The 26,360-nt window shown below is 41.6% G+C and carries 20 protein-coding genes; 10 read left to right on the forward strand and 10 right to left on the reverse strand.

Features of this window, described 5'->3' with window-relative positions:
- Nucleotides 1-3 precede the first annotated feature (3 nt).
- The 3 genes from der to EGN73_RS08180 all read left to right on the forward strand — a co-directional run bounded on the left by der (nucleotide 4) and on the right by EGN73_RS08180 (nucleotide 2,266).
- Nucleotides 4-1,317: a ribosome biogenesis GTPase Der gene (der, locus tag EGN73_RS08170; RefSeq protein WP_219288176.1), complete on the forward strand. Its 1,314-nt coding sequence runs from the start codon at nucleotides 4-6 to the stop codon at nucleotides 1,315-1,317.
- Between the two features lie 80 nt (nucleotides 1,318-1,397).
- Complete coding sequence (locus tag EGN73_RS08175; protein ID WP_219288178.1) at nucleotides 1,398-1,586, forward strand: hypothetical protein; 189 nt, start codon at nucleotides 1,398-1,400, stop codon at nucleotides 1,584-1,586.
- A gap of 59 nt (nucleotides 1,587-1,645) precedes the next feature.
- Nucleotides 1,646-2,266, forward strand: coding sequence for a SprT-like domain-containing protein (locus EGN73_RS08180; RefSeq protein ID WP_219288180.1), 621 nt, complete (start codon nucleotides 1,646-1,648; stop codon nucleotides 2,264-2,266).
- A 1-nt stretch (nucleotide 2,267) separates the two neighbouring features.
- On the opposite strand, the gene scpB is transcribed toward EGN73_RS08180, so the two are convergent.
- The 4 genes from scpB to EGN73_RS08200 all read right to left on the reverse strand — a co-directional run bounded on the left by scpB (nucleotide 2,268) and on the right by EGN73_RS08200 (nucleotide 6,882).
- Nucleotides 2,268-2,828 (reverse strand): SMC-Scp complex subunit ScpB, encoded by a 561-nt coding sequence (scpB, locus tag EGN73_RS08185; protein WP_219288182.1) that lies wholly within the window; start codon nucleotides 2,826-2,828, stop codon nucleotides 2,268-2,270.
- On the reverse strand, nucleotides 2,829-3,212 hold the full coding sequence (locus EGN73_RS08190; protein WP_219288184.1) for a TraR/DksA family transcriptional regulator: 384 nt from the start codon (nucleotides 3,210-3,212) through the stop codon (nucleotides 2,829-2,831). It lies immediately after the preceding gene.
- 122 nt (nucleotides 3,213-3,334) lie between these two features.
- A complete protein-coding gene (locus tag EGN73_RS08195; protein ID WP_219288186.1) occupies nucleotides 3,335-3,481 on the reverse strand; it encodes a hypothetical protein in 147 nt (48 codons plus the stop codon).
- A gap of 62 nt (nucleotides 3,482-3,543) precedes the next feature.
- Complete coding sequence (locus EGN73_RS08200) at nucleotides 3,544-6,882, reverse strand: lamin tail domain-containing protein (RefSeq protein ID WP_219288188.1); 3,339 nt, start codon at nucleotides 6,880-6,882, stop codon at nucleotides 3,544-3,546.
- A gap of 188 nt (nucleotides 6,883-7,070) precedes the next feature.
- Here EGN73_RS08200 and EGN73_RS08205 point away from each other — a divergent pair, with 188 nt between their 5' ends.
- Nucleotides 7,071-8,060 carry an aspartate-semialdehyde dehydrogenase gene (locus EGN73_RS08205; protein WP_219288190.1) on the forward strand — a complete coding sequence of 330 codons (990 nt, stop codon included), beginning with the start codon at nucleotides 7,071-7,073 and terminating at the stop codon, nucleotides 8,058-8,060.
- 31 nt (nucleotides 8,061-8,091) lie between these two features.
- Complete coding sequence (locus tag EGN73_RS08210; RefSeq protein WP_343207097.1) at nucleotides 8,092-9,267, forward strand: THUMP-like domain-containing protein; 1,176 nt, start codon at nucleotides 8,092-8,094, stop codon at nucleotides 9,265-9,267.
- Between the two features lie 383 nt (nucleotides 9,268-9,650).
- Here the strand turns inward: EGN73_RS08210 and EGN73_RS08215 are convergent, their stop codons facing one another.
- The 3 genes from EGN73_RS08215 to EGN73_RS08225 all read right to left on the reverse strand — a co-directional run bounded on the left by EGN73_RS08215 (nucleotide 9,651) and on the right by EGN73_RS08225 (nucleotide 13,506).
- Nucleotides 9,651-9,908 (reverse strand): DUF4834 family protein, encoded by a 258-nt coding sequence (locus EGN73_RS08215; RefSeq protein ID WP_219288194.1) that lies wholly within the window; start codon nucleotides 9,906-9,908, stop codon nucleotides 9,651-9,653.
- Between the two features lie 75 nt (nucleotides 9,909-9,983).
- Nucleotides 9,984-12,803: a carbamoyl-phosphate synthase large subunit gene (carB, locus tag EGN73_RS08220; protein ID WP_219288196.1), complete on the reverse strand. Its 2,820-nt coding sequence runs from the start codon at nucleotides 12,801-12,803 to the stop codon at nucleotides 9,984-9,986.
- A gap of 217 nt (nucleotides 12,804-13,020) precedes the next feature.
- On the reverse strand, nucleotides 13,021-13,506 hold the full coding sequence (locus tag EGN73_RS08225) for a peptide deformylase (RefSeq protein ID WP_219288198.1): 486 nt from the start codon (nucleotides 13,504-13,506) through the stop codon (nucleotides 13,021-13,023).
- 494 nt (nucleotides 13,507-14,000) lie between these two features.
- On the opposite strand from EGN73_RS08225, the gene EGN73_RS08230 reads away from it, so the two are divergent.
- The gene (locus tag EGN73_RS08230) at nucleotides 14,001-16,541 is read left to right on the forward strand and encodes a transglutaminase-like domain-containing protein (RefSeq protein WP_219288200.1); all 2,541 of its coding nucleotides are present in this window, start codon (nucleotides 14,001-14,003) and stop codon (nucleotides 16,539-16,541) included.
- A 262-nt stretch (nucleotides 16,542-16,803) separates the two neighbouring features.
- Here EGN73_RS08230 and lpdA read toward each other — a convergent pair whose 3' ends face one another.
- The 3 genes from lpdA to EGN73_RS08245 form a co-directional block, all read right to left on the reverse strand.
- Nucleotides 16,804-18,201: a dihydrolipoyl dehydrogenase gene (gene lpdA / locus EGN73_RS08235; RefSeq protein WP_219288202.1), complete on the reverse strand. Its 1,398-nt coding sequence runs from the start codon at nucleotides 18,199-18,201 to the stop codon at nucleotides 16,804-16,806.
- 122 nt (nucleotides 18,202-18,323) lie between these two features.
- Complete coding sequence (odhB, locus tag EGN73_RS08240) at nucleotides 18,324-19,883, reverse strand: 2-oxoglutarate dehydrogenase complex dihydrolipoyllysine-residue succinyltransferase (protein WP_219288204.1); 1,560 nt, start codon at nucleotides 19,881-19,883, stop codon at nucleotides 18,324-18,326.
- A 103-nt stretch (nucleotides 19,884-19,986) separates the two neighbouring features.
- Nucleotides 19,987-22,788 carry a 2-oxoglutarate dehydrogenase E1 component gene (locus tag EGN73_RS08245; protein ID WP_219288206.1) on the reverse strand — a complete coding sequence of 934 codons (2,802 nt, stop codon included), beginning with the start codon at nucleotides 22,786-22,788 and terminating at the stop codon, nucleotides 19,987-19,989.
- A 482-nt stretch (nucleotides 22,789-23,270) separates the two neighbouring features.
- On the opposite strand from EGN73_RS08245, the gene EGN73_RS08250 reads away from it, so the two are divergent.
- The 4 genes from EGN73_RS08250 (at nucleotide 23,271) to EGN73_RS08265 (ending at nucleotide 26,354) form a co-directional block, all read left to right on the forward strand.
- Complete coding sequence (locus EGN73_RS08250; RefSeq protein WP_219288208.1) at nucleotides 23,271-24,032, forward strand: hypothetical protein; 762 nt, start codon at nucleotides 23,271-23,273, stop codon at nucleotides 24,030-24,032.
- Between the two features lie 61 nt (nucleotides 24,033-24,093).
- Nucleotides 24,094-24,645, forward strand: coding sequence for an RNA polymerase sigma factor (locus tag EGN73_RS08255; protein ID WP_219288210.1), 552 nt, complete (start codon nucleotides 24,094-24,096; stop codon nucleotides 24,643-24,645).
- 67 nt (nucleotides 24,646-24,712) lie between these two features.
- Nucleotides 24,713-25,255 (forward strand): hypothetical protein, encoded by a 543-nt coding sequence (locus EGN73_RS08260; protein ID WP_219288212.1) that lies wholly within the window; start codon nucleotides 24,713-24,715, stop codon nucleotides 25,253-25,255.
- Nucleotides 25,248-26,354, forward strand: a complete 1,107-nt coding sequence (locus EGN73_RS08265; protein ID WP_219288214.1) for a hypothetical protein — start codon at nucleotides 25,248-25,250, stop codon at nucleotides 26,352-26,354. Before EGN73_RS08260 ends, EGN73_RS08265 begins: the two co-directional genes overlap by 8 nt.
- Nucleotides 26,355-26,360: the final 6 nt, after the last annotated feature.

Consider the following 26,360-nt stretch of genomic DNA (forward strand, 5'->3'; position numbering starts at 1 on the left):
AGTATGTCAAATATAGTAGCAATAGTTGGTAGGCCTAACGTAGGTAAATCTACCTTTTTTAATAGATTGATCGAACAGCGTAAAGCGATAGAGGATAATGTCTCCGGAGTGACCCGTGACCGACACTATGGACACGCCACTTGGGGCGGTAAGTTTTTTTCAGTTATTGATACCGGAGGGTATGTGACTGGATCGGAAGATGTATATGAAGCTGAAATCAGAAAGCAGGTTAAGCTTGCCATTGAAGAGGCTAACGTGATCTTGTTTGTAGTGGATTGTCATGACGGCTTGACCGATTTGGATAAGGAGTTTGCCAATGAGCTCAGGTCTGCCAAAAAGCCAATCTATATAGTAGCCAATAAAGCCGATACTCCGGAGAAGTCCATGATGTCGGCAGAATTTTACGCCCTTGGCCTAGGAGAAAATGAGATTTTCCCTATCGCAGCCGCTAGTGGAAGTGGAACCGGAGACCTATTGGATGAAGTGATTCAGCATTTTGAGGAAGAAGGTCAGGAAGATCCCGAAGACGGAATTCCCAGAATAGCTATCCTCGGAAGGCCGAATGTTGGGAAATCTTCTTTTCTTAATGCCCTTCTTGGTAAAGAAAGGTCTATAGTAACCAATGAAGCAGGTACCACAAGAGATGCGATCAATACCAGATACAAGCTTTATGGTAAGGATTTTATCATTACTGATACGGCGGGTATCAGAAAAAAGGCTAAAGTCAAAGAAGATATTGAGTTTTACTCTGTGATGCGTTCGTTGAGGACCTTGGAAGAGTCTGATGTACTGATCATCATGATAGATGCCACCCGTGGTCTGGAAGCCCAGGACATCAACCTTATTTCCCTAGGAATCAAAAACAACAAGGGCATCATGATCATGGTCAACAAGTGGGATTTGATAGAAAAAGATCACAAGACCTTGGACACCCTAAAAAAGGATATGATCGATAAATTGGGAGAAAACAAATGGATTCCTATCATTTCTGCTTCTGTAGAGACCAAGCAAAGGATTTTTCAGGCGATTGAGCTGGCGGTCAAAGTGTATGAAAACAAAACCAGAAAGGTGCCTACCTCAAAACTCAATGAAAAAATACTTCCTGAAATAGAAAATTATCCCCCACCTGCCAATAAAGGGAAATACATTAAAATCAAATACATTACCCAGTTGCCGACCAAAAATCCTGTCTTTGCCTTCTTCTGCAATCTTCCGCAGTATATAAAGGCTCCATATACCCGGTTTTTGGAAAATAGGTTGAGAGAAAACTTTGATTTTGAAGGGGTTCCTATCAAGATCACTTACAAAAAGAAATAAAAATATTTGCATGAATTGCTTGCCGATTCCAAACAATATTTTACATTTGCGTGCTTAATTTAAGAATTAAACCAAACATCATGAAAAAGGTATTTGCAATCTTCGCCGTAGCTGGTATGTTATTTACTGCTGCTTGTGGCAACAAAGAAACTAACGAAGAAACTGAAATCGAAGTAATCATCGAAGAAACTGAAGAGACTGTAGAAGAGTCTGCTGAAGACGTTGAAGATGCTTTCGAAGATTCAGCTGAAGAAGAAGTAGAAGCTTAATTTCTACCTAACTTAAAATAAAGTCCCTCAGAAATGTGGGACTTTTTTTATATTCGACCATGAGTAAGGAAGCAGACTTTTTAAAGGTTTTCCAAAAATACATGCCGGAGGCTGCAGTTGACTATTGTTTTCAATTGTGGAAGTCCCAACCTTTTAATTTTTTGATCAGTAAGGAGAGACAAAGTAAGCTTGGGGACTTCCGGTATAGGAGAGATAGAAAATTACAGACCATTTCCATCAATCATAACCTGAACCCTTACCAGTTTCTGATCACTTACTTGCATGAGGTGGCTCACCTTAAGGCTTTTATCCAGTATGGATATCAAATTGCGCCTCATGGAGTAGAATGGAAAAGGACTTTTCAGGATTTAATGTTTCCGATCCTCCAAAAACCCGTTTTTCCCAAGGACGTCCATCATGCACTTCTCAGGCATATGGCAAATCCTAAAGCCAGTACAGGTGCAGATCTTTTTTTGAGTAAGGTGGTTAAGGCCTATGATCTGAACAAAGATGAAAACCAGTTGCTGTTGGCAGAAGTCAGGGTGGGTGACAGTTTTTTACTGAAGGGAAGGAAGTTTAAAAAGGAGGCAGTGAGAAGAACTAGGGTCTTGTGCGAGGAACTGACATCAGGACGCAAATACCTCATATCCGCGCATGCAGAAGTGTCAAAAATCCAATGATTTATTCTTTTTCTTCGCCAATCTGGTTTTCTTCTTGGCTAAAGTCTTTGGGTTGGGGCAGGTCAGAGATTTTATTGATGCCAAAATATTCCATGAACTTTTCACTGGTACCGTAAAGTAGTGGTTTGCCAACAGCGTCAGATTTACCTTTGATGGCAATGAGTTCTTTTTCAAGCAGCTTCTGTATGGAATAATCGCAACTCACTCCTCTGATGTGTTCTACTTCGGTTTTTGTGACAGGCTGCTTGTACGCTATGATAGACAAAGTTTCCAGCTGTGCCGTGGAAAGTCTTTTTTGGGATTGTTGCTTGAGTAATATGGCTATACTGCTTTGATACGCCGGTTTGGTCAGAAACTGGAAACCACCACCCAAGTGCTCAAGTCCAAAGGCGAAATCCTCAGAAGCGTATTTTTGCTGAAGCGCATAGATTGCTTCCTGAATATGATCCAGAGGGACATCCGACTCAAACATCTCCGACAGACATTTTTGGATTTCATCCATGCCTATGGGAGATGTTGAGCAGAATATCAATGCTTCTATATGCTTATGTAGGAATTCCACTTACTTTTTGGCAAGTTTTGCCTCAATAGAATGCATGGTGTGGGGTACGGCCCTTAGTCTTTCTTTGGAAATAAGTTTGCCTGTGTCTACACATACTCCATAGGTGCCGTTCTTTATCCTCACCAAAGCATTTTCCAGGTTGATGATGAATTTTTGCTGCCTTCCTGCCAATTGGCTCAGACTTTCGCGTTCCAGAGTATCAGCACCATCTTCCAAAAGTTTCGAGGTAGAGGCTGTGAAATCTGTTCCTGAATCATTTTTCTTGCTCAGGGTTTGTTTCAGGGTGCTCAATTCCTCCTTGGCTATAGCTAATTTTTTCAAAATAATTTCCTCAAATTCCTTAAGCTCCTCTGGAGAATATACTGTTTTTTCTTCTTGGCTCATGATCTTAATGTTTTAACAGTGAGTAATCCAATCTACCGGGGGTGATTGAAAAGTCCCCTAAAATACGTCTAGCATTTGAAAATCAAAAATAAAAAAACCGCCATGCGACGGTTTTTGAGATCCTACAGGTTTTGGGCTCTTTTGATCAGGACTTTCTCGTCCATAATCAGGTGATAATGTATCCTTAGATACCGCTGAATCACTTTGAGATTTTTACCTTTTTCTTTGAAGTAGGTTCTTAAGGTCTGCGTGATGAGGTCAGGCTTCATGGGCTTTTAAGATAAATTTAATTGCTACTTCTAATATACTGATTTTGTGTACTTTTTGCCAGCTACCTGTGAAATTTAGTGCCGACCACCACGGTTTTTCTTATATGGGATACCTGGCCATGCAAATCGAAAATTTCCAGCCATACAATGTAATACCCTGGCCTGACTTTTCTGCTGTTTTGGTCTGTACCATCCCATAAATAAAACCCGCTTTCTCCCCAGATGGCGTTCTGACACAATTCTTTTATCAAAACACCGGAAGGACTGAGGATTCTTAATGTGGCGATTTTACCCGCGCTTTCCATCTTATAACTGATTGTAGTAAAGGGTTGTTCACCCGCGGCTTCTGGAATAAATACTTTTGGGATTATTTCAAGCGTTAGATTTTGGTTTCCTTCGAAATGGTGGGAGTTACGGTATCCCGGACTGGCATATCCTTCAGTGGAAGAGGCAGATTGCCAGTTGTTGGGATCGTCTATGGGGGCCTTGGGGGAAAGTCTTTCCAAAGAAACACCTCTTTTGTCTCTCAGGAGCGGATGGTGCATGCGTTCCGTATAACTGAAAGTTTCCGTAATGCTTTCGTCGGGATTCAAAAAAACTACATTGCCGGCGGAAATGGGATAGCTGGGAAGTGAATTGTAGGCTACAAACCTTTCTTTTTTTCCTTTAGGATATTCCTGAAATAATTTTTCGGCATCTGTGGTAAAAACCAAAAATGAAAAAGGCTCTAGAATTTTGTTTTCTGAAAACAGGATCCGCCTGTTAGCCACTTCGTCTGATGCATTGAGGTTAGCCAGTTTCCAATCCTTCAGGTTGATGAACTTATGGCTTGAGTTATAGATTTCCACAAATTTTGGTGCTCCGGTCCTTGGGTTGAAAAGGACTTCATTGATGACCACATCACCTTGGACCGCTTCATCCGGCAAAATAAAATAGGTTTCGTTCTTTTTACCCTCAAACAAGTTGCCGCTGCAATCTCTCAAGCCATTTATCTCAACATAATATTGTGTATTGGTTTTCACTGGATCTTGCAAGTGTAGAATTATCTGATCTGGTGATGGGCCAATTTCCACTTCGAGTAGCTCAAGAAAAGGTTTTATTTCTATTTGCACATTCCTGAGGTCTTGATTCAGGATTTTGTCGAACTGTAGCAAAACTGTTTGTTCGGAAAGGATATCACTACCGATAAATAGGGGCGGTTTCCGGTCCGGGATATCTTCAAATACCGAATTGGTTCTGCCCGGTGTTCCTCTTTCAGGGTCTGTGCTGGGCCTGATATTGCTTGGCAGGTAGCATTTCAAAAATGGATTGACGATTTCCAGGCTATATCCACCACTTGCCAAAGCGCTCGATCCGTATGTCTGCTGGGTATAATTTAGGCTGTCGATGACATTGTCTTCCTTATCAAAAAGCTTCACCTGATCCGCAGTGTTCAACAAAGTGGGCCAGTTGCTCAGGCCAAGGACTTTTCCATACTTTTCAAATTGCGGACTTTGGTTTCTGGGGCTGAGGATGATGTACTCTCCCGGATCGAGGATGGCGCTTGGAAGTACGGTGATTCTCCTGGAATTGCCCAGCTGCATGCCACCTAGATACACCGGTCGGGTTCCTGCATTGAAAAGCTCCACATACTCAACATTGGGAAGGCTGTTGTTGGGCCTTGGTGCCGGCATCACTTCATTGAGAATTATGTCTTTGAAAGCTATTGGGATAGGTTCTCCTACAGTAAATTCCTTTTGAATGGATGCTGTCTGATTTCCATTTAGATCAAAGGTGCTCTGAATTTCCAAGGCATACTTTTCCCCCTCAATCAAGTCAAAATCTGTTTTTAACAAAACCCTATGCCCGCTGACGAATACTTCGAGAGGTTGGGTATTGCCAATTGAGTAATTCCCCACAACCGAAGCGAAGACGGGGTCAATATCTTCGGAAAATATCAATAAAAGCTTCCTTTGGCCCAAGGAAGTTATATCGATCAATTCCGGTGGTGTGATGTCAAAGATAAATTCCTTCATGGAAGCATGGACTGTAAATCCTCTGTCACTCCTCCAATTGGGAATATTCAATTGATAATGCACTCCCTCCTCAAAGGAGATGTCAGTATAAAGGATAAGCTCATAAGGATTTTGCAGACTTAATTTGAATGTGTACTGAGGAAAATCATCCATAGCAAACCCGGAATGATCCAGCTCACTTTTATTGAATGGCAGGATACTTACCAATTTCAGGTTGTTTTCATCCAGCACGATAAGGTGTTCTAAAAAATCAAGGTATAGGAATTCGGCCAAAAGGGTCTCGGAATTGGATACCCCATGGAGGTTAGGAATGTTGCTGCCTTCAATGGTGATTTGTTCTCCTACTCGTAGTGGTGAAGCCAATTCCAAGAAAATGGTATAGCCGTCATCCTGAATTTCGATATTTACAGGTGGCTTCCCGTTGATTTTGAAGTTGGCCGTCTGACTGACACTTTCCGGTGCGAAAAATTGAGAAAAAGAGAGCTGAATAGTCTTCGGATTGAGGATCAATGGATTCCCAAATTGTATTGATTCATTAATGACCCTGTAAGTTAAACTGCTGTTTGTATTTCCATCTTTACTTTTAATTTGGTTCAGGCTAAGTTCCTGATTGTGTTCCAAAGGATTTTCAAAAACAAGAATCAGGCTGCTGTCTGCCGGGAATGTCAAATCCAGTAATTTGTTGTTGGTCAAAGCGATCTGAGATTTGTCAGGCAGGAAGATTTCTTTATTAAAGTCTATCGCAACTTCAAAAGGGTTATGGATATGGACATTACTGATTTTAATAGGGTCTATTTCTTCACTGCTTTCAAATATACCTGCGTCATCCATAAAGAATCGTGCAGCAGTGCCATTCCCCGGACCAAATCGGATTTCCCATCTGATCCAGACTTCATTTTGTTGTTGGAATTCTTCAGGAAGTGGGACTTCATATAGGGAATAGTCTGTATTTCCGTTTGGGAAGGTGCTTTCATCACCGATTTGGATTTGACTTTGGAAGTCTATACCATCTTTTGAAAAAGAGACAAAAAGCAATATTGGTCTGTTGCCTGAGCCATTGGCTTTTGTTTTGGCAAAAAAGGCCAGTTTAGGGTTTTCGAAGTGGGATGTGGAGGTTTTGAAGAAAACCAGGCCATTGAAGGAGCTTATGGCTTGTACAGCCAATGCTTTGCTACCGGACCTTCCTTCTCCTGTTGCCTGGAATACTCTTGAACTGGTACTTCTCACTTCATTGGCAGACCAGCCTGGCAAAAATTCTTCAGGATGATTGGCGATGTTAAATGGGTTTTCAAAATCCTGGACTTGGGAAAGGGCAATAAAAGGGAAGTACCATGCTATCAAGGTAAAAAGATGGATAAAAAACCCATGGCCAAAAACATATTTCATAATGTCTAAAATTAAAAAAGTGGCAGGTTTTGGGATAATTTTATCCGTTTAACTGATTTTCTTTAGTGAAATTTGAAAAATTGAGCCTAATTTTTGAAAATTAAGCAATTATATATCTTGCATGTATCTTTTTTGGGAATTCTTCTTATACCTTTGCGGTTCATTTAAAAATTAATCTGATCTAAAAAATGAAACTAGCAGTAGTAGGAGCTACCGGATTGGTAGGCTCAGAAATCCTCGAAGTGCTGGAAGAGCACAATTTCCCATTTGATGAATTATTACTCGTGGCGAGCGAAAGGTCTGCCGGAAAGAAGATGACTTTCAAGGGTAAAGAATATACCATTATGGGATTGAAACAGGCTGTTTCTGAGAAGCCGGACGTTGCGATCTTCTCTGCTGGTGGTAGCACTTCTCTGGAATGGGCACCGCAGTTTGCTGCTGTAGGTACAGTGGTGGTGGATAATTCTTCGGCTTGGAGAATGGATCCGTCCAAAAAGCTGATTGTTCCTGAAATCAACGCCAAAGACTTGAGAATCGATGATAGGATCATTGCCAATCCTAACTGTTCTACCATTCAGATGGTAGTGGCTTTGAATCTACTGCACAAAAGATTTAAGATCAAAAGGATTGTAGTGTCTACCTACCAATCGGTAACAGGTACAGGTAAGGCTGCAGTGGATCAAATGATGGCTGAGAGAGCCGGAGAGAAGGCTGAGATGGTTTATCCACACAAGATTGACATGAATGTCCTTCCTCACATTGATGTTTTTCAGCCAAATGGATATACCAAAGAAGAAATGAAAATGATCAACGAAACCAAAAAGATTTTTGGGGACGATAGCATACAGGTCACAGCCACAACCGTAAGAATTCCTACCATGGGAGGTCACTCAGAAGCTGTAAATGTGGAGTTTCATGAAGATTTTGATCTGGAAGAAGTGAAAGAACTTCTTGTGAAAACTCCTGGCGTGGTCTTGCAGGATGATCCGGCTAACAACATCTATCCAATGCCTTTGACAGCGCATAAAAAAGATGAAGTATTTGTAGGTAGGTTGCGTAGAGATGAATCTCAGCCAAATACATTGAATATGTGGATAGTAGCCGACAATTTAAGAAAAGGCGCTGCTACCAATGCCGTGCAGATTGCAAATTACTTAAGGGAACATAGTCTCGTATAATTTGTCAATCGAAGGGAAATATACCGATGACGTGAAAAAATTTGTGCAGGATCATCTTAATGATGATCCTGCACAATTGCTTTTGGGCTATGCCGGTAAGGTAGACTTTGATCTGAGGTTTGCTGTTCAACAAATCAAAGCCCGGCAAAAAGCTAAGTCTAAGGTCCCAAGTTGGTGTGAAAATGAAAACCTGATTTTTCCTGTCAGCCTTTCAATGGAGCAGGCTTCTTCTGAGCTCACTGCTAGATACAAAGCAGGATTGATTTCAGGTGGGATCATGGCCGACCTTACAGGTGGCTTGGGAGTAGACAGCTATTTTTTAAGTCAAAAATTCCGATCGGCAGTTTATTGTGAGCGGAACAAGGATCTTTTTGACATTACAAAGCATAACCTCAAGATCCTGTCACCTGATAAATTTGACTTTGTTTTTGGAGACAGCATGAATTGGTTCAATAATCAGCAAGAAGTATTTGACTTGGTTTTTATCGATCCTGCCAGAAGGGGAGAGGGTAATCAAAAGCTGTATCGCCTGGAAGATTGCGAACCTGATGTGATGGCTCAATGGGATGGCTTGAAGACCAAGTCCAAAGCTATTTTAGTAAAAGCTTCTCCCATGCTTGATATTAAGCAGGCTTTACAAAGCCTTTCAGGTCTTGCCAAGGTACTGGTGCTATCTGTCAAAAATGAGGTGAAAGAAGTTCTTTTGTTTTGGTCCGCGTCATCTTTAGAATCTGTTCCTCAGATAGAAGCGATAGATATCAGAAATGAGGCTTCTATAGCTTTTTCATTCACATTCGAGGAAGAGGAAAACACATCCAATAAGATAGCGGAGGAAGTAGGCCAATACCTATATGAACCGAATGCGGCCATTTTGAAAGCTGGAGCTTTCAAAATTTTCGGACAGCGTTTTGGTCTGGAAAAAATCCATCCAAACTCACATTTTTTCACTGGAAATGAGGTGGTTGGACAGGTCCCTGGGAGGGTTTTTGAGATTCATTCAGAAATCAAACAACCAAAAAAGGAGATCAGGAAACTTTTCCCTTCAGGGAAAGCCAATGTTTTGACCAGGAATTATAGCATGAGCACCGATGAACTGAAGAGAAAATTCAGGCTAAAGGACGGTGGCGAAGATTTTTTGATCGGCTCCCAGACTGCAAAGGGATTTCAGCTTTGGCATTGTAGTAGGGTGAAAGGAGAAAGTGAGTGAAGACACTCACTTAGGCTCTTCAAACACGCACTTCTTCTTCGGCCCCCGTAAGTGTCTTTACTAACGGAAAACATATGCGGTTGCAGGGGAAGTGAGTGAGGACACTCACTTAGGCTCTTCATCCCATCACTTTTGTTCTTTTCAGCGCCCGTGAGTGTCATCACTAACGGAAAACATGTGCGGGTGCAGGGGAAGTGAGTGAGGACGCTCAATTTGGCTATTCATTCCCTCACTTTGGTTCTTTTCAGCCCCCGTTAGTGTCTCACTAACGGGTTCAAGGACACATTCATATTCTTTGACCAATGTGAGTTAGTATATTGAAAGGGTCTTCTTCGGCCCCCGTAAGTGTATAACAGGGCATGGAATAAAAAAAGTGAAGGATTTTAGTCCTTCACTTCTTCGTAGTCGATGTAATCTCCACCACGTATTTCTTTGGTACGTTTTTCCTGATAATCTCTGGGAATATGGTCTACGTTCACATTACCATCTTTTGGTTTATTGCGTCTTTCCTCTTCTCTTTTGAGGTCATTGGCGTGATTTACAAATTGCTTTAGCTTGCTTTTAAGGAAGAACCTCAAAAGGTTGGAGAATATCCATGACAAGGCTACTGCGATTAATATAAATTTTAAAATAAAACCCATTTTTTATAGATCTGAGAATCGAGAATAAAGAAGCGAGACTTTTTTTGAAGTATTGTCTCGCTTCCACTTTTCAAATTAACGGCTGAGGTACAGATTTCGTTCAGAATATATTTTCAGAAAATAATCATCCATCAAGTCTTCAATGAAGTAGATGGCCTCACCTGTAGACTTCATCTCAGGTCCTAATTCCTTATTTACATTCGGGAATTTGTGGAAAGAGAAGACTGGTTCTTTGATGGCATATCCTTTTTTCACCGGATTGAATTCAAAATCAGTGACTTTGTTTTCACCCAACATTACCTTGGTAGCATAGTTGACATAGGGCTCTTGGTAAGCTTTACAAATGAATGGTACTGTTCTAGATGCCCTTGGGTTGGCTTCGATCACATACACTTTGTCGTTTTTGATGGCAAACTGAATATTGATCAATCCTACTGTTCTAAGCGCCAAGGCTATTTTTTTGGTATAGGTCTCAATCTGGCGCATGACATAATCACCCAAATTGTACGGAGGAAGTACCGCATAGGAGTCGCCGGAATGGATTCCTGCTGGCTCTATATGTTGCATGATACCTATGATGTAGACGTTTTCCCCGTCGCAAATTGCATCTGCCTCTGCCTCGATGGCTCCTTCGAGGAAGTGGTCCAAAAGGATTTCATTGTTTGGGATATCCCTCAGCACATTGACCACATGCTCTTCCAGCTCTTTTTCGTTGATGACGATTTTCATGCCTTGTCCACCTAGGACGTAAGAAGGCCTTACCAAAAGAGGGAAGCCTATGGTTTTGCATAATTCAAGTGCCTCATCTGTATTATGGATGGTACCGAATTCTGGATAAGGAACCTCATTTTCTTTAAGCAAAGTGGAGAATCTACCACGGTCTTCAGCCAAATCCAGCGCCTCATAGCTTGTGCCAATGATGTTTATACCGTATTTGTCCATTTTCTCGGCCAGCTTGAGTGCTGTCTGCCCTCCAAGCTGTACGATGACACCTACCGGTTTTTCAGAAAGAATGATCTCATATATATGTTCCCAAAAAACGGGTTCAAAGTAAAGCCTGTCAGAAATGTCCGGATCAGTAGATACTGTTTCAGGGTTGCAGTTGATCATGATGGTTTCATAACCGCATTCTTTTGCAGCCAAAACTCCATGTACGCAGGAATAATCAAACTCGATTCCCTGGCCCACCCTGTTTGGTCCTGAGCCTAATACCACTATCTTCTTTTTGTCAGATGGGATGGCTTCGTTTTCCTCTCCAAAAGTAGAGTAATAGTAAGGAGTCTGGGCTTCGAATTCAGCCGCACAGGTATCCACAAGTTTGTAGACCCTTTTGATACCCATTTCTTGATACCGTTTGTCGAAAACCTCTGATTCAAGGCAACCAAGCAAATGTGCAATTTGACGGTCGGCATATCCTTTTCTCTTTGCCAGTTCCATCAACTCCCTGGGGATGTCCTCAAGCTCGTACTTTTCGATTTCTGCCTCGATATATATAAGTTCTTCAATTTGCTTCAAAAACCATTTGTCTATCTTGGTCAGGTCATGTATGGTCCTGAAAGAAATTCCAAGTTTAAAGGCGTCATAGACATGGAAAAGTCTGTCCCAGCTTGGATTGGCAAGGCTGTATAAAATCTGATCCTGATCTTTCAGTTCTTTGCCGTCAGCACCCAATCCATTTCTTTTTATTTCCAGGGACTGACAGGCTTTTTGTAAGGCTTCCTGGAAGTTTCTTCCGATACCCATTACCTCACCTACGGCTTTCATGGATAGCCCGAGTTTTTTGTCAGAGCCTTTGAATTTGTCAAAATTCCACCTTGGGATTTTGACGATCACATAGTCTATTGAAGGCTCAAAGAAAGCAGAGGTAGAACCTGTGATACTGTTGGTAAGTTCGTCCAGATTGTATCCTATGGCAAGCTTGGCTGCTACTTTAGCAATTGGGTATCCTGTTGCTTTGGAAGCAAGGGCTGAAGACCTGGATACTCTGGGGTTGATTTCTATTCCTATGATTTCAGTATTGTCAGGGCTTACCGCAAACTGAACATTACATCCTCCGGCAAAGTTGCCGATGCTGTTCATCATGGTAATGGCATAATTTCTCATGCGCTGATATACCGTGTCAGGGAGGGTCAAGGCCGGGGCCACAGTAATGGAATCACCTGTATGAACACCCATAGGGTCAAAATTTTCAATGGAGCAGATGACAATCATATTCCCGATATTGTCACGCATTACCTCCAGCTCATACTCTTTCCATCCCAGGATAGATTGCTCGATCAAAACTTCATGAACAGGGGAGGCCTGAAGTCCTGCGGAGAGGGCTTTTTCGAAGTCTTCTGCTTTTTCTACAAAAGCTCCCCCTGCTCCACCCAAGGTGTAGGAAGCCCTGATGATAAGTGGGAATCCAATCTCTTGTGCGATCTCCTTCCCCTGCAAAAATGAAGTGGCAGTGTCTCCTTTACAAACACCCACACCGATTTCTTCCATCAATGCTTTGAATTTCTCCCTGTTCTCAGCAGTATCAATGGCCTCGATATCCACACCGATCATACGGACACCAAACTTCTTCCAAATGCCTGCGCGGTCACAGTCGATGGCAAGGTTGAGCGCTGTCTGCCCGCCCATGGTAGGGAGGACACAGTCAATATCAGGATGGTCCTGAAGAATTTTTATGATGGATTTTTTTTCGAGAGGCAACAGGTACACATTATCGGCAGTGACCGGGTCAGTCATGATGGTGGCCGGGTTAGAGTTGATCAAAGTGACTTTGATCCCTTCTTCCCTGAGTGATCTTGAGGCTTGTGAACCTGAATAGTCAAATTCACAGGCCTGTCCGATGACAATGGGACCTGAACCGATGAGTAGAACGTGTTTGATGCTGGAGTCCTTAGGCATTCTTAATGAGGTTTTAAGAGGGTTAAATTACTTACGGCTAAATTGGTGCAAAATTAGGGAAATATATTTAAGCAGCCCGATAGAATTGGAAAAACATCCGCTAATTTGGGGATTTAACCCTTATTAATTCTTTCGCCGATTATTTATCTAAACCATTCCTAAGACTTCTCAAAGAGACAAATCCGCTGCTTACAACAAAATTTTGCTCGATTTGTCTCTAAACTCTCCACTTAAAACTTTTCTCATCAATTGCTCTCATGGTGCATAGTACTCCATCCAAATGGTCATATTCATGTTGGACCAACTCGGAAATCGCCCCTTCTACCTGCCAGGATTGCTTTTCCCAGTTTTCGTCCAAATATTCCAAAGTCAATGATTGGTGTCTTTTGACCTTGACAAAAAGGTTGGGGAAACTCATGCAATCGTCCCAGAGTTCAAAAACTTCCTCGCTTGGGTTTACGATTTCAGGATTGATGATGACATAAGGGCGGTCTAGGTTAAGGTAAAAAAGTCTTTTCATGATTCCTAGTTGTGGTGCGGCTATCCCCCTTCCAAACCCATACTTTGCACGGATATCTTCCATTGCTTCGTGAAGGTCATTTACCCACTGCTTTACCATGGGGAGTTCTTCTTTTTGAACAGGGTCACATACCTCGTATAGGCGTGGATCACCAAGTTTCAGAATGTCATCAACCGTTTTCATCTTTCATTGGGGGCATTTGATAAAAGGTAAAAATAAAAAATTTGGTCAGGAAAACCTGCCAAATTCTAAATGTCCTGTAATCAAAAATGAAGGTTTACTGATTGATTCTGAAAAAAGCATCCTTCATAGCAAGCTTGATTTCTAAGCTTGAAAAAGGTGATAATATCTGAATTGTTTCTATTTAAGTATCATATCCTGTATTTTAGGAATTAAATAATAATTGGAAAAGTCAAAAGATAGAACCTGCCAATAGGTCGAATTTATGATATGACTGAAAAATAAAAGGATGCTTCACTTATAAGGGTAACCAAAGATATTTTGCGGCAAATTAATTTCAAATAATTGAGAGTGGTTCTATTTGGCTGATGGACTGGTGCTACCCATCAGTTTTCCTTAGAAAATACAATATATTTTCCTGAATCTTTTGTGGAATATATTCCTAAAATGGTTATGAAAATACTGTAGATACATCCTCAAAATAAATCTTTAAAGCTATGATATCTTCAAGACAAGCCACTACTTTTTTATTAAATGAGCTAAATTTTCACTATTTTTTTAATCGATACTTTTGGATGAGAATTTTTGCGGTTTTTTCAGCAATGGTCTTGTCTTTTTTTGTAGAGGCACAAATTCCTGAAGGGATTGATTACCATGAAATTGTTAGAACATGGAGCAATGATAATGGGGTTTATGACTTTCCAGACCATGTTTCTGCCACATACGAACAAACAGTAGAGCAATTGAGTGAAACGGAATCAGTAATCACAATAAAGTCAGCCAAATCATTTCCAGAGTTCAGCTCTGGATTGCCAGTTGATGACATTCCAGAAGGAATGGAGGCATACTTGGCTCACGACAACTTCATTCAGCGGGATGCTCAAGAAATTATTGAAACAGCTGAGTTGATCAAACGAGAGGGGACATATAGCGATCTCTTTACTCTTGTGATAAACGTACTGTATTGGACAGGACATCACTTGAGCTACGGCAACACGTCCGATATTCCTGACGCAGTGAAGGCCTACAATGAGCAAATTGCAAATTGTATTGGCTATGTACATTTGTCAGCTGCAATTTTGCGGCAAATGGGTGTTCCCGCCCGAACCGTGCGCACATTGATTCCAATTGCTGATCGTGGTGCAACAAGGCATTACCTTCTCGAAGTTTATTTTCCAGAAGACGAAACATGGGTTACTTTCGAGCCCCAAACGCTCAGTCCACCTATGGGAGGGAATACCGTGGCCTATAGCGATGCCACTTGGAATCAATCCAAGCATGAGGTTTCACGGGATTTCAGCAGGGATGAGAATACATCTATCCGACGTGGAATGCCATACGTCATATCGCCAACGCCTGAAATCGGACAGTGGCCTAGGCTTGATCCGGAGGATGTAAGCATCTCTAATCAACGGGTTATAGGCCTCACGCTCACAGGGAATGAGGATTATTTTGCAACGCTTGCATATCCACCGGCATCCCCTGGGCCAAGCTACAATAAAGACGCACAATCCGATAGGTCAGCACTAAGAATTTACGGTCATGATGCCACCCAAAATCCCACTGTGCAGCACCTCATTCCAGCAGACGATTTCGGTTCGGCCATTGACGCAAATGGTGGATTAAGTGAAGCCAATAAAATCACTGCTGGAGCTATCGACCGATACAGCGGCCTTTCAAGAGCGCACCTTGGTCCCAATATCACAATGAATGATCAGTGGTTGGTAATTGCCATGCATTACAAAGGTTCTGAAATGAAGGAGGGAGCTGTTTTTAGACCCCTTCCCAAAGGATCTTTTACACAACGCGATTCTGTACACATGGGTATGCTTATGATGTATAAATTGGGAGAGGATGGACAATGGAGCCATAGTCATAATGTGGTACAGCCTTTTCTTGGCGAGAGGAATCGTTTTGGCTCAGCTGTTGTTTTTCAGAATGACTTAATGCTTGTGAGTGCCCCAAGTACTACTGTTGAAGCTTCAATGGGAGGTGAAATTCAATTGTACCGGCTGAGGGAAGACGAGTGGTTGTTCGAAGAAACCATCACCGAACCGGAATCCAATCTGCGCCAAAGTGACTATGGAAGAATAATGCATAGCGATGGCGATCATCTAGCTGTATCGAGTAATGAGGGTGTGTATATTTACAATTTTGCTGGGAATCACATTGAGCGCGAATCCTTGATTGAAATTGATATCGAAGGGATTGCTCCAGAGTTTAAACCACATGATATCCATATATCGAAAAATCGATTACTGATTGGCTTGGGTGATGCCGAATTACGTGGAGAATCTTCAGGAGCTGTGCTTGTGTACGAAAAAGAAGACGGTGAGTGGTTGCATGCCGCCTTACTGGCTCCCGACGAGCTTATGCGGAACGATCAATTCGGTGCCAACGTTCTCGAAATTGATGGAATGATTGTGGCTACGGCGCACAACCAAGGTACTTCATTCTCGGAAAATGCGGGTGCTATTTATGTTTTCAACCAGGTGGAAAGTGAGGTGTGGGTCCCGACAGACTATCTTACCATTGAAAATCCGATCGAGAATCCGCTCGTACCTTATTTAGATGAAAATATTCATCGAGAAAATGTTGGGCTGAACACCCTTTTATTTGGTGGAGAATTAATTGCAAGTGCCACTGGACATTTTGTAGGTTCAATGACCGGAAAGAGAATGGGAAGTTTCTATCGCTTCGCTTTGCCTGAACCTATTCACCGTCTCCGTAAAATTAGAGAAGCTGATAACGAGCTAAGCACCATCATTGATCTGCAACCAAATCCTGTGGTAACCCTAACTGAAATCATCTTTACCCTTCCAGAAAGTGGGAAGGTCGAGCTGAAAGTTTCCTCGAACGACGAAGGTGTCCAAATGAAACTTGTCGACGAAATCCTTGAGGCGGGCACTTACCAAATTGGGGCCGATCTTTTAGAACTCTCTCCAGGTAGTTATCGGTTAGATTTAATTACATCGAAAGGAGTTGATCATTTTGATTTATTGAGAATTGCTCGTACTCAATTGGAAGAAATTGAATAAAATGGAAATATGAAGGCTTTTTTACGTTGAGTAATCCTAACCTTCAATACATATTCTGGTTTTAGACAATTTGAAAATTTCATTCCATTCCAAGTTCTTTTTGATCATATTACCTTTAGATCTTTTACTGATTCACACTTCTCCATAGCTGTTAGATCGGCGCCTTGTAATCATAAAAAAAGCAAGAAGTCCGGCTATAATCCCGGACTTCTTGCTCAAATATTTCAATTATGAACCTGCCTACAAGGCAAAAACGGTAGTTTTAAATATGCAGTGCTCTATTATCAGTAGCTGCCAAACATGCTTCTTTGAAAGCCTCCGTATAAGTAGGGTGGGCATGGGACATCCTTGCAATATCTTCTGCCGAAGCCCTGAATTCCATCGCGACAACTGCTTCAGCGATCATATCAGCTGTTCTTGGACCGATCATGTGTACACCTAAAATCTCATCCGTCTCTGCATCAGCAAGTACTTTGACCAAGCCATCGGTATCCATAGAAGCCCGAGCTCTACCAGATGCCATGAAAGGGAATTTACCTGCTTTGTATTTGATACCCTTTTCTTTCAACTGCTCCTCGGTATAACCTACTGCAGCCACTTCTGGCCAAGTATACACTACTCCAGGAATCAATAGGTAATTGATATGGGGCTTCTGACCTGCAATTACTTCTGCTACAAAAGTACCTTCTTCCTCCGCCTTGTGTGCAAGCATGGCACCTTTGACCACATCGCCGATTGCATAGATATTCGGAACATTGGTTCTCAAATGCTCATCAACTTCCACTTGACCTCGATCGGTGATTTTCACCCCCGCAGCTTCTGCATTGAGCCCATCGGTATAAGGTCTTCTACCAATTGACACAAGCACATAGTCACCTTTCAATTCTATGGTCTCACCTTTAGCATTCTCAGCTTTGACGATGACTTCTTTGCCTTTGTTCTCCACTTCCACAACTTTGTGTTTCAAGTAGAATTCAAAGCCAAGCTTTTTCAAAGACTTCTGCAATTCCTTGCCCATGGTCTTGTCCATCGTTGGGATTAGAGAATCCATGTATTCTACAACGGATACTTTTGCCCCCATCCTTCCGTAGACAGAACCCAATTCCATTCCGATCACACCACCGCCTATGACGATCATGTGCTTAGGAATTTCTTTAAGGTTCAGGGCTTCGGTAGAAGTGATGACTCTTTTCTTGTCCAATTTGATAAAAGGAAGTGTAGATGGCTTAGATCCAGTGGCAATGATGATATTTTTGCCTTGGATATTTTCAGAAGAGCCATCTTCCTTGGTCACTTTCACGGTGTTTTTATCCACAAATGATCCCAAACCATGATGCACATCGATTTTATTCTTTTTCATCAGGTATTGGATGCCGTCGACATTCTGTTTGACGACATCGTCTTTTCTACCGATCATTTGCTTCAAATCTACCTTCAAGCTGCTGAGGTTGATACCGTGGGTTTTAAAAGTATGTGCCGCATTGTGATAGTGCTCGGAAGAGTCCAGCAATGCTTTGGAAGGGATACAACCTACATTGAGGCAAGTACCCCCCAATGTTGAATATTTCTCAACGATGGCTGTTTTCATTCCCAGTTGTGCCGCTCTGATGGCTGCCACATATCCTCCAGGTCCGGAGCCGATTACGATTACGTCGTACATATTTTTAGACATTAGATGTGAGACACAAGATTCAAGACTTGCGACTCCCCATATTTAAAACTTTATTTTATAGAAAAAGGTAAAGGGCTTTTCATCCCTCTACCTTCTAAATTCATCCTTTTTTAGACTCCAAACAACAACCTCGTCGGGTCTTCGAGAAGCTGCTTCACTCTTACCAGGAAGCTTACGGATTCTCTGCCGTCGATGATCCTGTGGTCATAAGAAAGTGCCAGATACATCATTGGTAGGATTTTGACTTCTCCGTTGACTGCCATCGGTCTCTCTACGATATTGTGCATACCTAAGATGGCGGATTGAGGCGCATTGATGATCGGTGTAGACATCATAGAACCAAAGATACCTCCATTGGTCAATGTGAAGGTTCCTCCGGTCATTTCCTCAATGGACAATTTGTTGTCTCTGGCCTTAGTAGCCAATCTCACTACTTCTTTTTCGATCTCCTCAAAAGACATGGATTCCGCATTTCTGATTACAGGCACTACAAGTCCTTTTGGCGCAGAAACAGCAATAGAAATATCACAGAAGTCATTGTAGACGATCTCATTGCCATCGATTTGGGCATTCACTGCAGGCCACTCTTGTAGGGCTACACATACAGCCTTGGTGAAGAATGACATAAAGCCAAGGTTCACCCCATGTTTCTCCTTGAACTGATCCTTGAATTTCTTCCTCATTTCCATGATCGGCCCCATGTTCACTTCATTGAAAGTGGTCAACATGGCTGTTTCATTTTTCACAGCAACCAATCTTCTGGATACAGTTCTTCTCAAGGAAGACATTTTTTCTCTTCTGCTGTCCCTAGAGCCTGAAACTTTCGGTGCTGGAGCAGCACTATCCTCAGATTTGCTTGCCGTAGGCTTGGAAGCAGTTTTAGGTGCTTCGGGAGCTTTTTTCTCCGCTTTTTCAGCATCTTCTTTGGTGATTCTGCCATCTTTGCCTGTACCTTTTACATCTTTGGCATCGATTCCTTTTTCTGCCAATATTTTAGCTGCTGCAGGTGAGGCATGTCCTGTAGCATAAGTTTCCTTATCAGAAGTAGAAGCACCACTTGGAGCAGAAGATGTAGATTCAGTAGCAGACACTTCCTCGGATGGGGCTCCACCTTCGGTCACTTCGATCTTACAGATCAAGCCACCGATTTCCAAAGTATCACCTTCTTGAGCAACGTGTTTTAGGATACCATTGGCTTCGGCAGGCAATTCAAAAGTTGCCTTGTCAGAATCCACTTCGGCGATGATCTCGTCCAATTCTACATAGTCACCGTCAGCTTTTAGCCAGGTGGCTAATGTCACCTCAGTGATGGACTCACCTACGGTAGGGACGATCATTTCTTTCACTTCTCCGGTTTTGCCTCCTTCCGAAGATTTTTCTTCAGATTTGGACGGGCTGTCGTCCTTTGGTTTGCTTTCGCTCGCAGAAGCCTCTGCCTCTGTGTCTATGATGCAGATGGTTGCACCGATTTCTAAAGTGTCGCCTTCCTGGGCTTTAATTTTCAGCACTCCGGAAGCTTCTGCGGTAAGTTCAAAAGTCGCTTTGTCTGACTCAAGTTCACAGATCACTTCATCCATTTCGACCTGATCACCGTCTTGTTTAAACCATTGTCCGATGGTCACTTCTGAGATAGACTCCCCTACAGCGGGGACTTTCATTTCTAGGCTCATTGTTTTTTTAGTTTACCCCCAAATCCTGAATTTTGGATCCAAGGTTAATTTAAGATTGATATGTTAAATTAAACCTATTCCCGGAAAAGCCGGGATTAGGGGATTATTTTGAAAGTTTTAAAGCTTGCTTGATAATATTGGATTGTTCTTCCACGTGTACCTTGTTGTATCCCGTGGCAGGAGATGCAGACATCTTTCTTGCGATCACTTCCATGGAGATTTCTTTGTACAACATTCTCAGGATAAAGTTCCAACCGCCCATATTCTCAGGCTCTTCCTGTACCCATACTACCTCAGCGCCTTTATATGCTTTCAAGGCTTCTAAAATCTGGGTTTTTGGTAGGGGATGGATCTGTTCTACCCTGATAATGGCTACATCTTTTACTTTATCCTTTTCTCTGCTTTCCTCAAGGTCATAATAGATTTTACCTGAGCAAAGTACGACTCTTTTGACATCTTTCGGGTTGACTGTTTTGTCAGTAATGATTTCTCTGAATCCACCTTTCGTAAACTCTTCCAATGGAGAAACTACCTTCGGGTGTCTAAGAAGTGATTTTGGAGACATTACTACACAAGGTTTTCTAAACTCCCATGCCATCTGTCTTCTGAGCAAGTGGAAAAAGTTAGACGGCTCGGTGATGTTTGCGACCACCATATTATATTCAGCAGAAAGCTGTAAGAAACGCTCAGGCCTTGCATTAGAGTGTTCAGGACCCTGACCTTCATAACCGTGTGGCAAAAGCATAACTAGCCCGTTCATTTTCTGCCACTTAGATTCTCCTGAGGAGATAAACTGATCAATCATGGTCTGTGCACCATTGGCAAAGTCTCCAAACTGTGCTTCCCAAATAGTCAGGGCATGTGGGTTCGCCATTCCATATCCATATTCAAATCCCAAAACCGCATACTCAGAGAGGAGGGAATTGTAAATGCTGAAAAGCCCTTTGCTTTCCTTTAATTCTTTGAGGAAATTATGGGGTTTGTTGGTGTTGGCATCATGTACTACAGCATGTCTATGGGAGAAAGTTCCTCTTTGGCAATCCTGCCCAGTGATCCTTACTGTCTTGCCGTCCATCAATAGGGATCCGTAAGCCAATAGCTCTGCAGCCGCCCAATTGAGTGATTTGGAAGTGAAGTACATGTCTTTACGTTGCTTCAACTGTACCTCAATCTGTTTGATAGGTTTGAAACCTTTTGGAAGGGAAGTTACGGCATTGGCTACAGCCTCAATGGTAGCTTCTGAAATTCCCGTTTCAGGTGATTTTTCAAAATCTTCCGGCTTAGACCTTCTTAATGTGCCCCACTCCTGTTCAAATTTGGTTTGCTGGTATGGAAGAGGCTTTTCCTTGACCATGTTGAGCCTATCCTGCAAAAGCTGGCGGAACTCTTTATCCATTTGCTTGGCAAGTTTGGCGTCAATATCACCTCTTTCCGTTAATTTTTTGATATAGATCTCTCTTGGGTTGGGATGCTTAGAGATGATATTATACAGTTCAGGCTGGGTAAACTTTGGCTCATCGGATTCATTGTGGCCATGTCTTCTGTAGCATACCATGTCCACAAAAATGTCCTTGTCAAATTTCTGACGGAATTCTGCGGCCAGTTTCGCAGCAAATACCACTGCTTCAGCATTATCTCCATTGACGTGGATGACAGGAGCATCTATGATTTTTGCAACATCAGTACAGTAAATGGATGAACGTGCATCATCAAAGTCTGTCGTGAAACCTACCTGATTGTTGATGACAAAGTGTACAGTACCGCCGGTATTGTAACCTTTAAGACCCGCCATCTGGGTTACCTCATATACTATACCCTGGCCTGCAATAGCCGCATCACCATGTATTAAAATAGGAAGGGCCTTTTTGCTGTTTCCTTTATGTTGTGAGTCAATTTTAGCACGGATAAATCCTTCTACCACTGGATTGACTGCTTCCAGGTGGGATGGGTTCGGGGCTAGTTTTAGGTTGACTTTATGATTGCCTGGTGTCACAATATCGGAGGAATATCCCATGTGGTATTTGACGTCTCCATCTCCCATGGTCAGGTCAGGCTTGGCTGTTCCTTCAAATTCAGAAAAAATCTGCTCGTAGGTTTTGCCCATAATATTGGCCAGTACATTCAGTCGGCCTCTATGGGCCATACCAATCATCACTTCTTCCACTCCATGTTCTGCTCCTGTATTGATGACAGCATCAAGGAATGGAATTGTGCTCTCCCCGCCTTCAAGTGAGAACCTTTTTTGGCCGAGGTATTTGGTATGCAAAAAGTTTTCAAATACCACCGCCTGATTCAGTTTGGAAAGTATCCTTTTCTTCTCTTCTACAGCTGGATTGAAAGCCAAAGCTTCTTTTTCTACTTTGGTTTTGAACCAATCCAGAATTTCAGGATCTCTGATATATAAGTATTCAAAGCCTACAGAACCTTCATAGATGGTTTTTAGCGCTTCTACAATTTTTGAAAGCTTTGCTTTTCCTATACCGATTTCATTGCCTGCCTGAAATTCTTTGTTCAGGTCAGATTGATCCAGTCCAAAATCGTCAAGGTCTAAGAGTGCTTTTCTGTCTCTTCTTTCTCTTACTGGGTTGGTTTTTGACCTCAGGTGGGCCCTGGACCTGTAAGCATGGATCAAAGCACGGACTTTGATTTCCTTGGGAAGCTCTTCCATGTCCATGATGGTGCCTTTGGTTGCAAGGGCTCCATTGGGTGCGGAAGCATCTCCTGATTTAGCAGAGGGTTGAGCTCCTCCGTTTTCGTCTTCTCCATATTGGGTTATGGCAAATTCGAAACCGTCAAAAAAGGTTCTCCAGCTGTTGTCAATGGATTCTGGGTTTTGTTTGTATTCTGCATAAAGCTCATCAATGTAAGCTACATGTGCATTTGCGATATAGGAATATTTATCCATAATTGAGTTTTTGCTAACCTTACAAAGGTAAAGCCTATATATTTTGTTTGAAAACTGAATATTCGTATAAGCAAATATTATTGATTATCAGTGTTTAAAACAGTTAATTCAGAATTTTATTCTGTTTTGATCCGGTTTTAGCTCTTTAGGTGAAATAAACTTTTATTGAACTTGAGTTGCTGGCCGGAATAGTGGGCTAAAGTGGCTTATTATGTATGGATTCGGCCAAAAATATATACTTAATCAGCAAAGATTTAGGCTTTGGCTTTGTAGCTCTTCTGTGAAATCATGTTAAATTACTCTGGGCATCCGTAATCTTGCGCTTTTTGAGTGATGGGATTAAATTTCCCTACAGAACACCCGCTAGGATACAGTCATTTGTCATTAGAATTGCAAAGTGTACTTTGATCATTAATTCTTTGGCAAAATGCATAAAACCGGGTGTGCTTATAAATTGAAGGGTAAATGATACAATTATTGGAATGGTTTTGAAAAAGCAGTTTACAAATGCCTTGGATAGGTTGAGGTTGTTGTTTGAAGAACAAATAACGGTAATGACCTTAGCGGAAAATTTGGAGGTTTTTTCCAAAGAAAATTTCCTTTCAGAGATGCAGGAGCGCAGGTTTCACACGGCAGTATTTTTTGAAGATCAAAAATGGTGGAGGTTTGATATTGGAGAATTGGAACCTGTTCCTGTAGGTCCCGAGGACCTGTTAGAAGCAAGCACGCCGATATTGACAGCTTTCAGGGGGCTTCTGAAAAAACGGAGATTTTTTATCAAAGATGAATCAGGGGAATTGGCATTTATCATCACTAGGACTGATTTGGATAAAATACCCATGCGTATCTGTATTTTCGGTATGATAAGTACTTTCGAGACTTTTTTAAAAGAATTGGTCAGAGCTTCGATCAATGATTGGCAGGAAAGTTTGAGCCAAAACAGGCTACATCAGGCGGAGAAGCTCTTTGCATGGAAAATGGAAAGAGGAGAAGACATAGATTTGATCCAGTGCATTCAATTTGGTGACCTGGGTTCGATTTTTTCCAAAAAGCAAAGGTTTAAAAATTTTGAACCTGGCTTTAGTCGTGACGATTGGGTGGATATGATGAATGCAATCGGAAAGCTCAGGGATGCCTTGGCCCATTCCCAGTTGAACTTGGGGTTTACTTGGGAGGAAATAGATGGTATTATTCTTTTTATAAGGAGGATTATTGATAAGGGAGATATAGATTTTGTAAAATAATTCAGTTCCAGGCAACCCTTTGGTATAAGCATGCATTTTTAAAATAAACGAATGACTTGATTTGGTAGAAAAACGAACCATAGAGAAAGCAGTCAATGGCAATAGGAAAGCTGAAAAGTTACTCTATGATACTCTTTGTAAACCCCTGTTTATGTTGTGCCTTCGGTATCTCAAAAACCAAGAAGATGCGGAGGATGTTCTTGCAAGTTCCTTGATTAAGGTGTTTGGTTCACTACATAAGTTTGAATACGAAGGTGATGGTTCATTGGAAGCATGGAGTCGGAAAATCACTGTCAACGAATGCCTGATGTGTCTTCGCAAACAAAAAAGAAGTCCTATGATGGTAGAGCCTGATGAAAACATATCAATTGTTGAAGAAGAGATCTTGGATAAATTATCAGCTGATGAGCTATTCGAAATGATTCTTCAACTGCCAGAAGGGTATAGAACCGTATTCAACCTATATGAAATAGAGGGATTCACACATGCTGAGATTTCAAAAAATCTTGGAATTAGCCTAGGGACATCCAAGTCTCAACTGAGCAAGGCTAGAAATTACCTAAAGAAATTAATAATAGCAAACGGCTGGAATCATGCTTCGAAAATCATTTGAAAATATAGACCAAAGAGCCAAGATCCCAGCTGGTGTGGAATTCCGAAAGGAAGAGGTCTGGGGCAAGGTGGTAAAAGCATCCCGAAAAAATAGAATAAGATACCGGTATTGGGCAGCAGCTGCTTTAATTCCATTTATCGCATTCTCAATTTGGTTTTTTAAGGCTTCGACTGATGCTGAACCTCGGTATTTACTTACTGCTATTTCTTCAGATCAATCAAATATGGTAGAAGAAATCCCTACATCGGATTGGGAACAAAAGCCGGAAGAGAGGATAAACACAGCAACTCATCAAGAGGAGGGGGTTTATGAAAAAGAAGTTTTGAAACCTATTACTCCTGATAGTACAGAAACATTGCATAAAAATGAGCAATCGAAAATCCTAAGACAAACTATTGTTTTGGAAGACACCTTTGCTGCGCCTGAAGAAAAGAAATTAAGTCCCTCTGCTCAAGCTTTTCAGCAAGCCTTAGAAAAAACTAAAATCGAAAAAAAGGTCGAGGAAAGGATGATCGTGGAAAAATTGACCTTTGAACAGATGATTCAGGCGAGAAGGCAATTTATGCAAGAGAAAGGAAGTTCAACAAAAAACAAAAAGCAAAATGACTAAATTTAGGAAGACAGTATTGATGTTTTTTGTGCTTTTTCCATTGATTAACACAGTTAATGGACAGGTATTTGGATTATTTGACCTGTTACAAATTCATCCAAAAAGTTGGGATCGACCTCAAAAACCCTTGGAGTACTTCTATGATCAGCCTGAGCTGAAGCTTAATACTGCACATGATACTTTGGATATTTTCGTCTTAGGCCATAAAAAAGTTTCCTACAGATGGCACGATGTCAATCGGCAAAGGGATTTTAATGGATGGTTTGGGTTTGATAAAGATATTCAGATTCTCTTAGAGAAGTTAGCGGCTATGGGGTTGGATTTCGACAGGCAGAATTACCATATCATATTCAGTCCAGAATCTGATGAATTGAAGGTTTTAATGAATCCAGTCGGGATGTTTGCCAAAATTGGAGATGATTTTTTACCGACTTTAAGGCACCAAATTACCATGACTTACTATTCTTACTTAATGGAAGTTGACTTTTTTTTGGGTGAAATCGATGAACTGGAGGTGTTGAAAAATGCAGGTATCAATGATATGGTAAAGTCAGCGGCTTTGGAGAATAACTGGTACGATCAGTATAAGAAAAGGAACTTGAACAAGGTTCTTTTTATAGATGAAGAAGGAAATGTTAGCCTAGATACTTATTATTCTAAGGAAAATCCTTACTACCCCAAGACAAACCTAGACCTCGGTGCGGGTTATCTTTTTGGGAATGGATTCAGTATGTTCTTTCAACCACGGTATAATATTAAACTATGGACAAAAAAAACCAATACCCGTAATAATACTTTGTTCTTTGCTTTTAGCGGCTTTTTATCCCACCTGCCACAGAGAGAAATTTCATTTGAATTGGCGCAAGATTATTTTTTAGGCATAGGCTATGAAACAGACCAATTGGGAAATGAATTGAGTGCTACCTTGGGCTTTAGGACTTTTGGGCAAAATGGAGTTCTGGACGAGCTTCCGGTCATGTTTAAGGTTGATTTTGAAATAATTCCCAGACTAAAAATCACCCACTCTCTTTTTTTTAAGCCTTTTTCAGGTGAATTAAGAGAGGCTCATGTTGTAGGCTTGTCCTATATGATATTCTGATAAGGT

The sequence above is a fragment of the Arthrospiribacter ruber genome, from assembly GCF_019343195.1.
In the GTDB taxonomy this organism is placed as follows: Bacteria; Bacteroidota; Bacteroidia; order Cytophagales; family Cyclobacteriaceae; genus Arthrospiribacter; species Arthrospiribacter ruber.

Excerpts from the sequence above, each read along its gene's own strand:
- EGN73_RS08175 (WP_219288178.1), top strand. The coding sequence starts at position 1,398 with ATGAAAAAGGTATTTGCAATCTTCGCCGTAGCTGGTATGTTATTTACT.
- EGN73_RS08250 (WP_219288208.1), top strand. The coding sequence starts at position 23,271 with ATGGTTTTGAAAAAGCAGTTTACAAATGCCTTGGATAGGTTGAGGTTG.
- EGN73_RS08225 (WP_219288198.1), bottom strand. The coding sequence starts at position 13,506 with ATGAAAACGGTTGATGACATTCTGAAACTTGGTGATCCACGCCTATAC.
- odhB (WP_219288204.1), bottom strand. The coding sequence starts at position 19,883 with ATGAGCCTAGAAATGAAAGTCCCCGCTGTAGGGGAGTCTATCTCAGAA.
- EGN73_RS08180 (WP_219288180.1), top strand. The coding sequence starts at position 1,646 with ATGAGTAAGGAAGCAGACTTTTTAAAGGTTTTCCAAAAATACATGCCG.
- EGN73_RS08230 (WP_219288200.1), top strand. The coding sequence starts at position 14,001 with ATGATATCTTCAAGACAAGCCACTACTTTTTTATTAAATGAGCTAAAT.
- EGN73_RS08200 (WP_219288188.1), bottom strand. The coding sequence starts at position 6,882 with ATGAAATATGTTTTTGGCCATGGGTTTTTTATCCATCTTTTTACCTTG.
- der (WP_219288176.1), top strand. The coding sequence starts at position 4 with ATGTCAAATATAGTAGCAATAGTTGGTAGGCCTAACGTAGGTAAATCT.
- lpdA (WP_219288202.1), bottom strand. The coding sequence starts at position 18,201 with ATGTACGACGTAATCGTAATCGGCTCCGGACCTGGAGGATATGTGGCA.
- EGN73_RS08190 (WP_219288184.1), bottom strand. The coding sequence starts at position 3,212 with ATGAGCCAAGAAGAAAAAACAGTATATTCTCCAGAGGAGCTTAAGGAA.
- EGN73_RS08245 (WP_219288206.1), bottom strand. The coding sequence starts at position 22,788 with ATGGATAAATATTCCTATATCGCAAATGCACATGTAGCTTACATTGAT.
- EGN73_RS08215 (WP_219288194.1), bottom strand. The coding sequence starts at position 9,908 with ATGGGTTTTATTTTAAAATTTATATTAATCGCAGTAGCCTTGTCATGG.
- carB (WP_219288196.1), bottom strand. The coding sequence starts at position 12,803 with ATGCCTAAGGACTCCAGCATCAAACACGTTCTACTCATCGGTTCAGGT.
- EGN73_RS08195 (WP_219288186.1), bottom strand. The coding sequence starts at position 3,481 with ATGAAGCCTGACCTCATCACGCAGACCTTAAGAACCTACTTCAAAGAA.
- EGN73_RS08205 (WP_219288190.1), top strand. The coding sequence starts at position 7,071 with ATGAAACTAGCAGTAGTAGGAGCTACCGGATTGGTAGGCTCAGAAATC.
- EGN73_RS08265 (WP_219288214.1), top strand. The coding sequence starts at position 25,248 with ATGACTAAATTTAGGAAGACAGTATTGATGTTTTTTGTGCTTTTTCCA.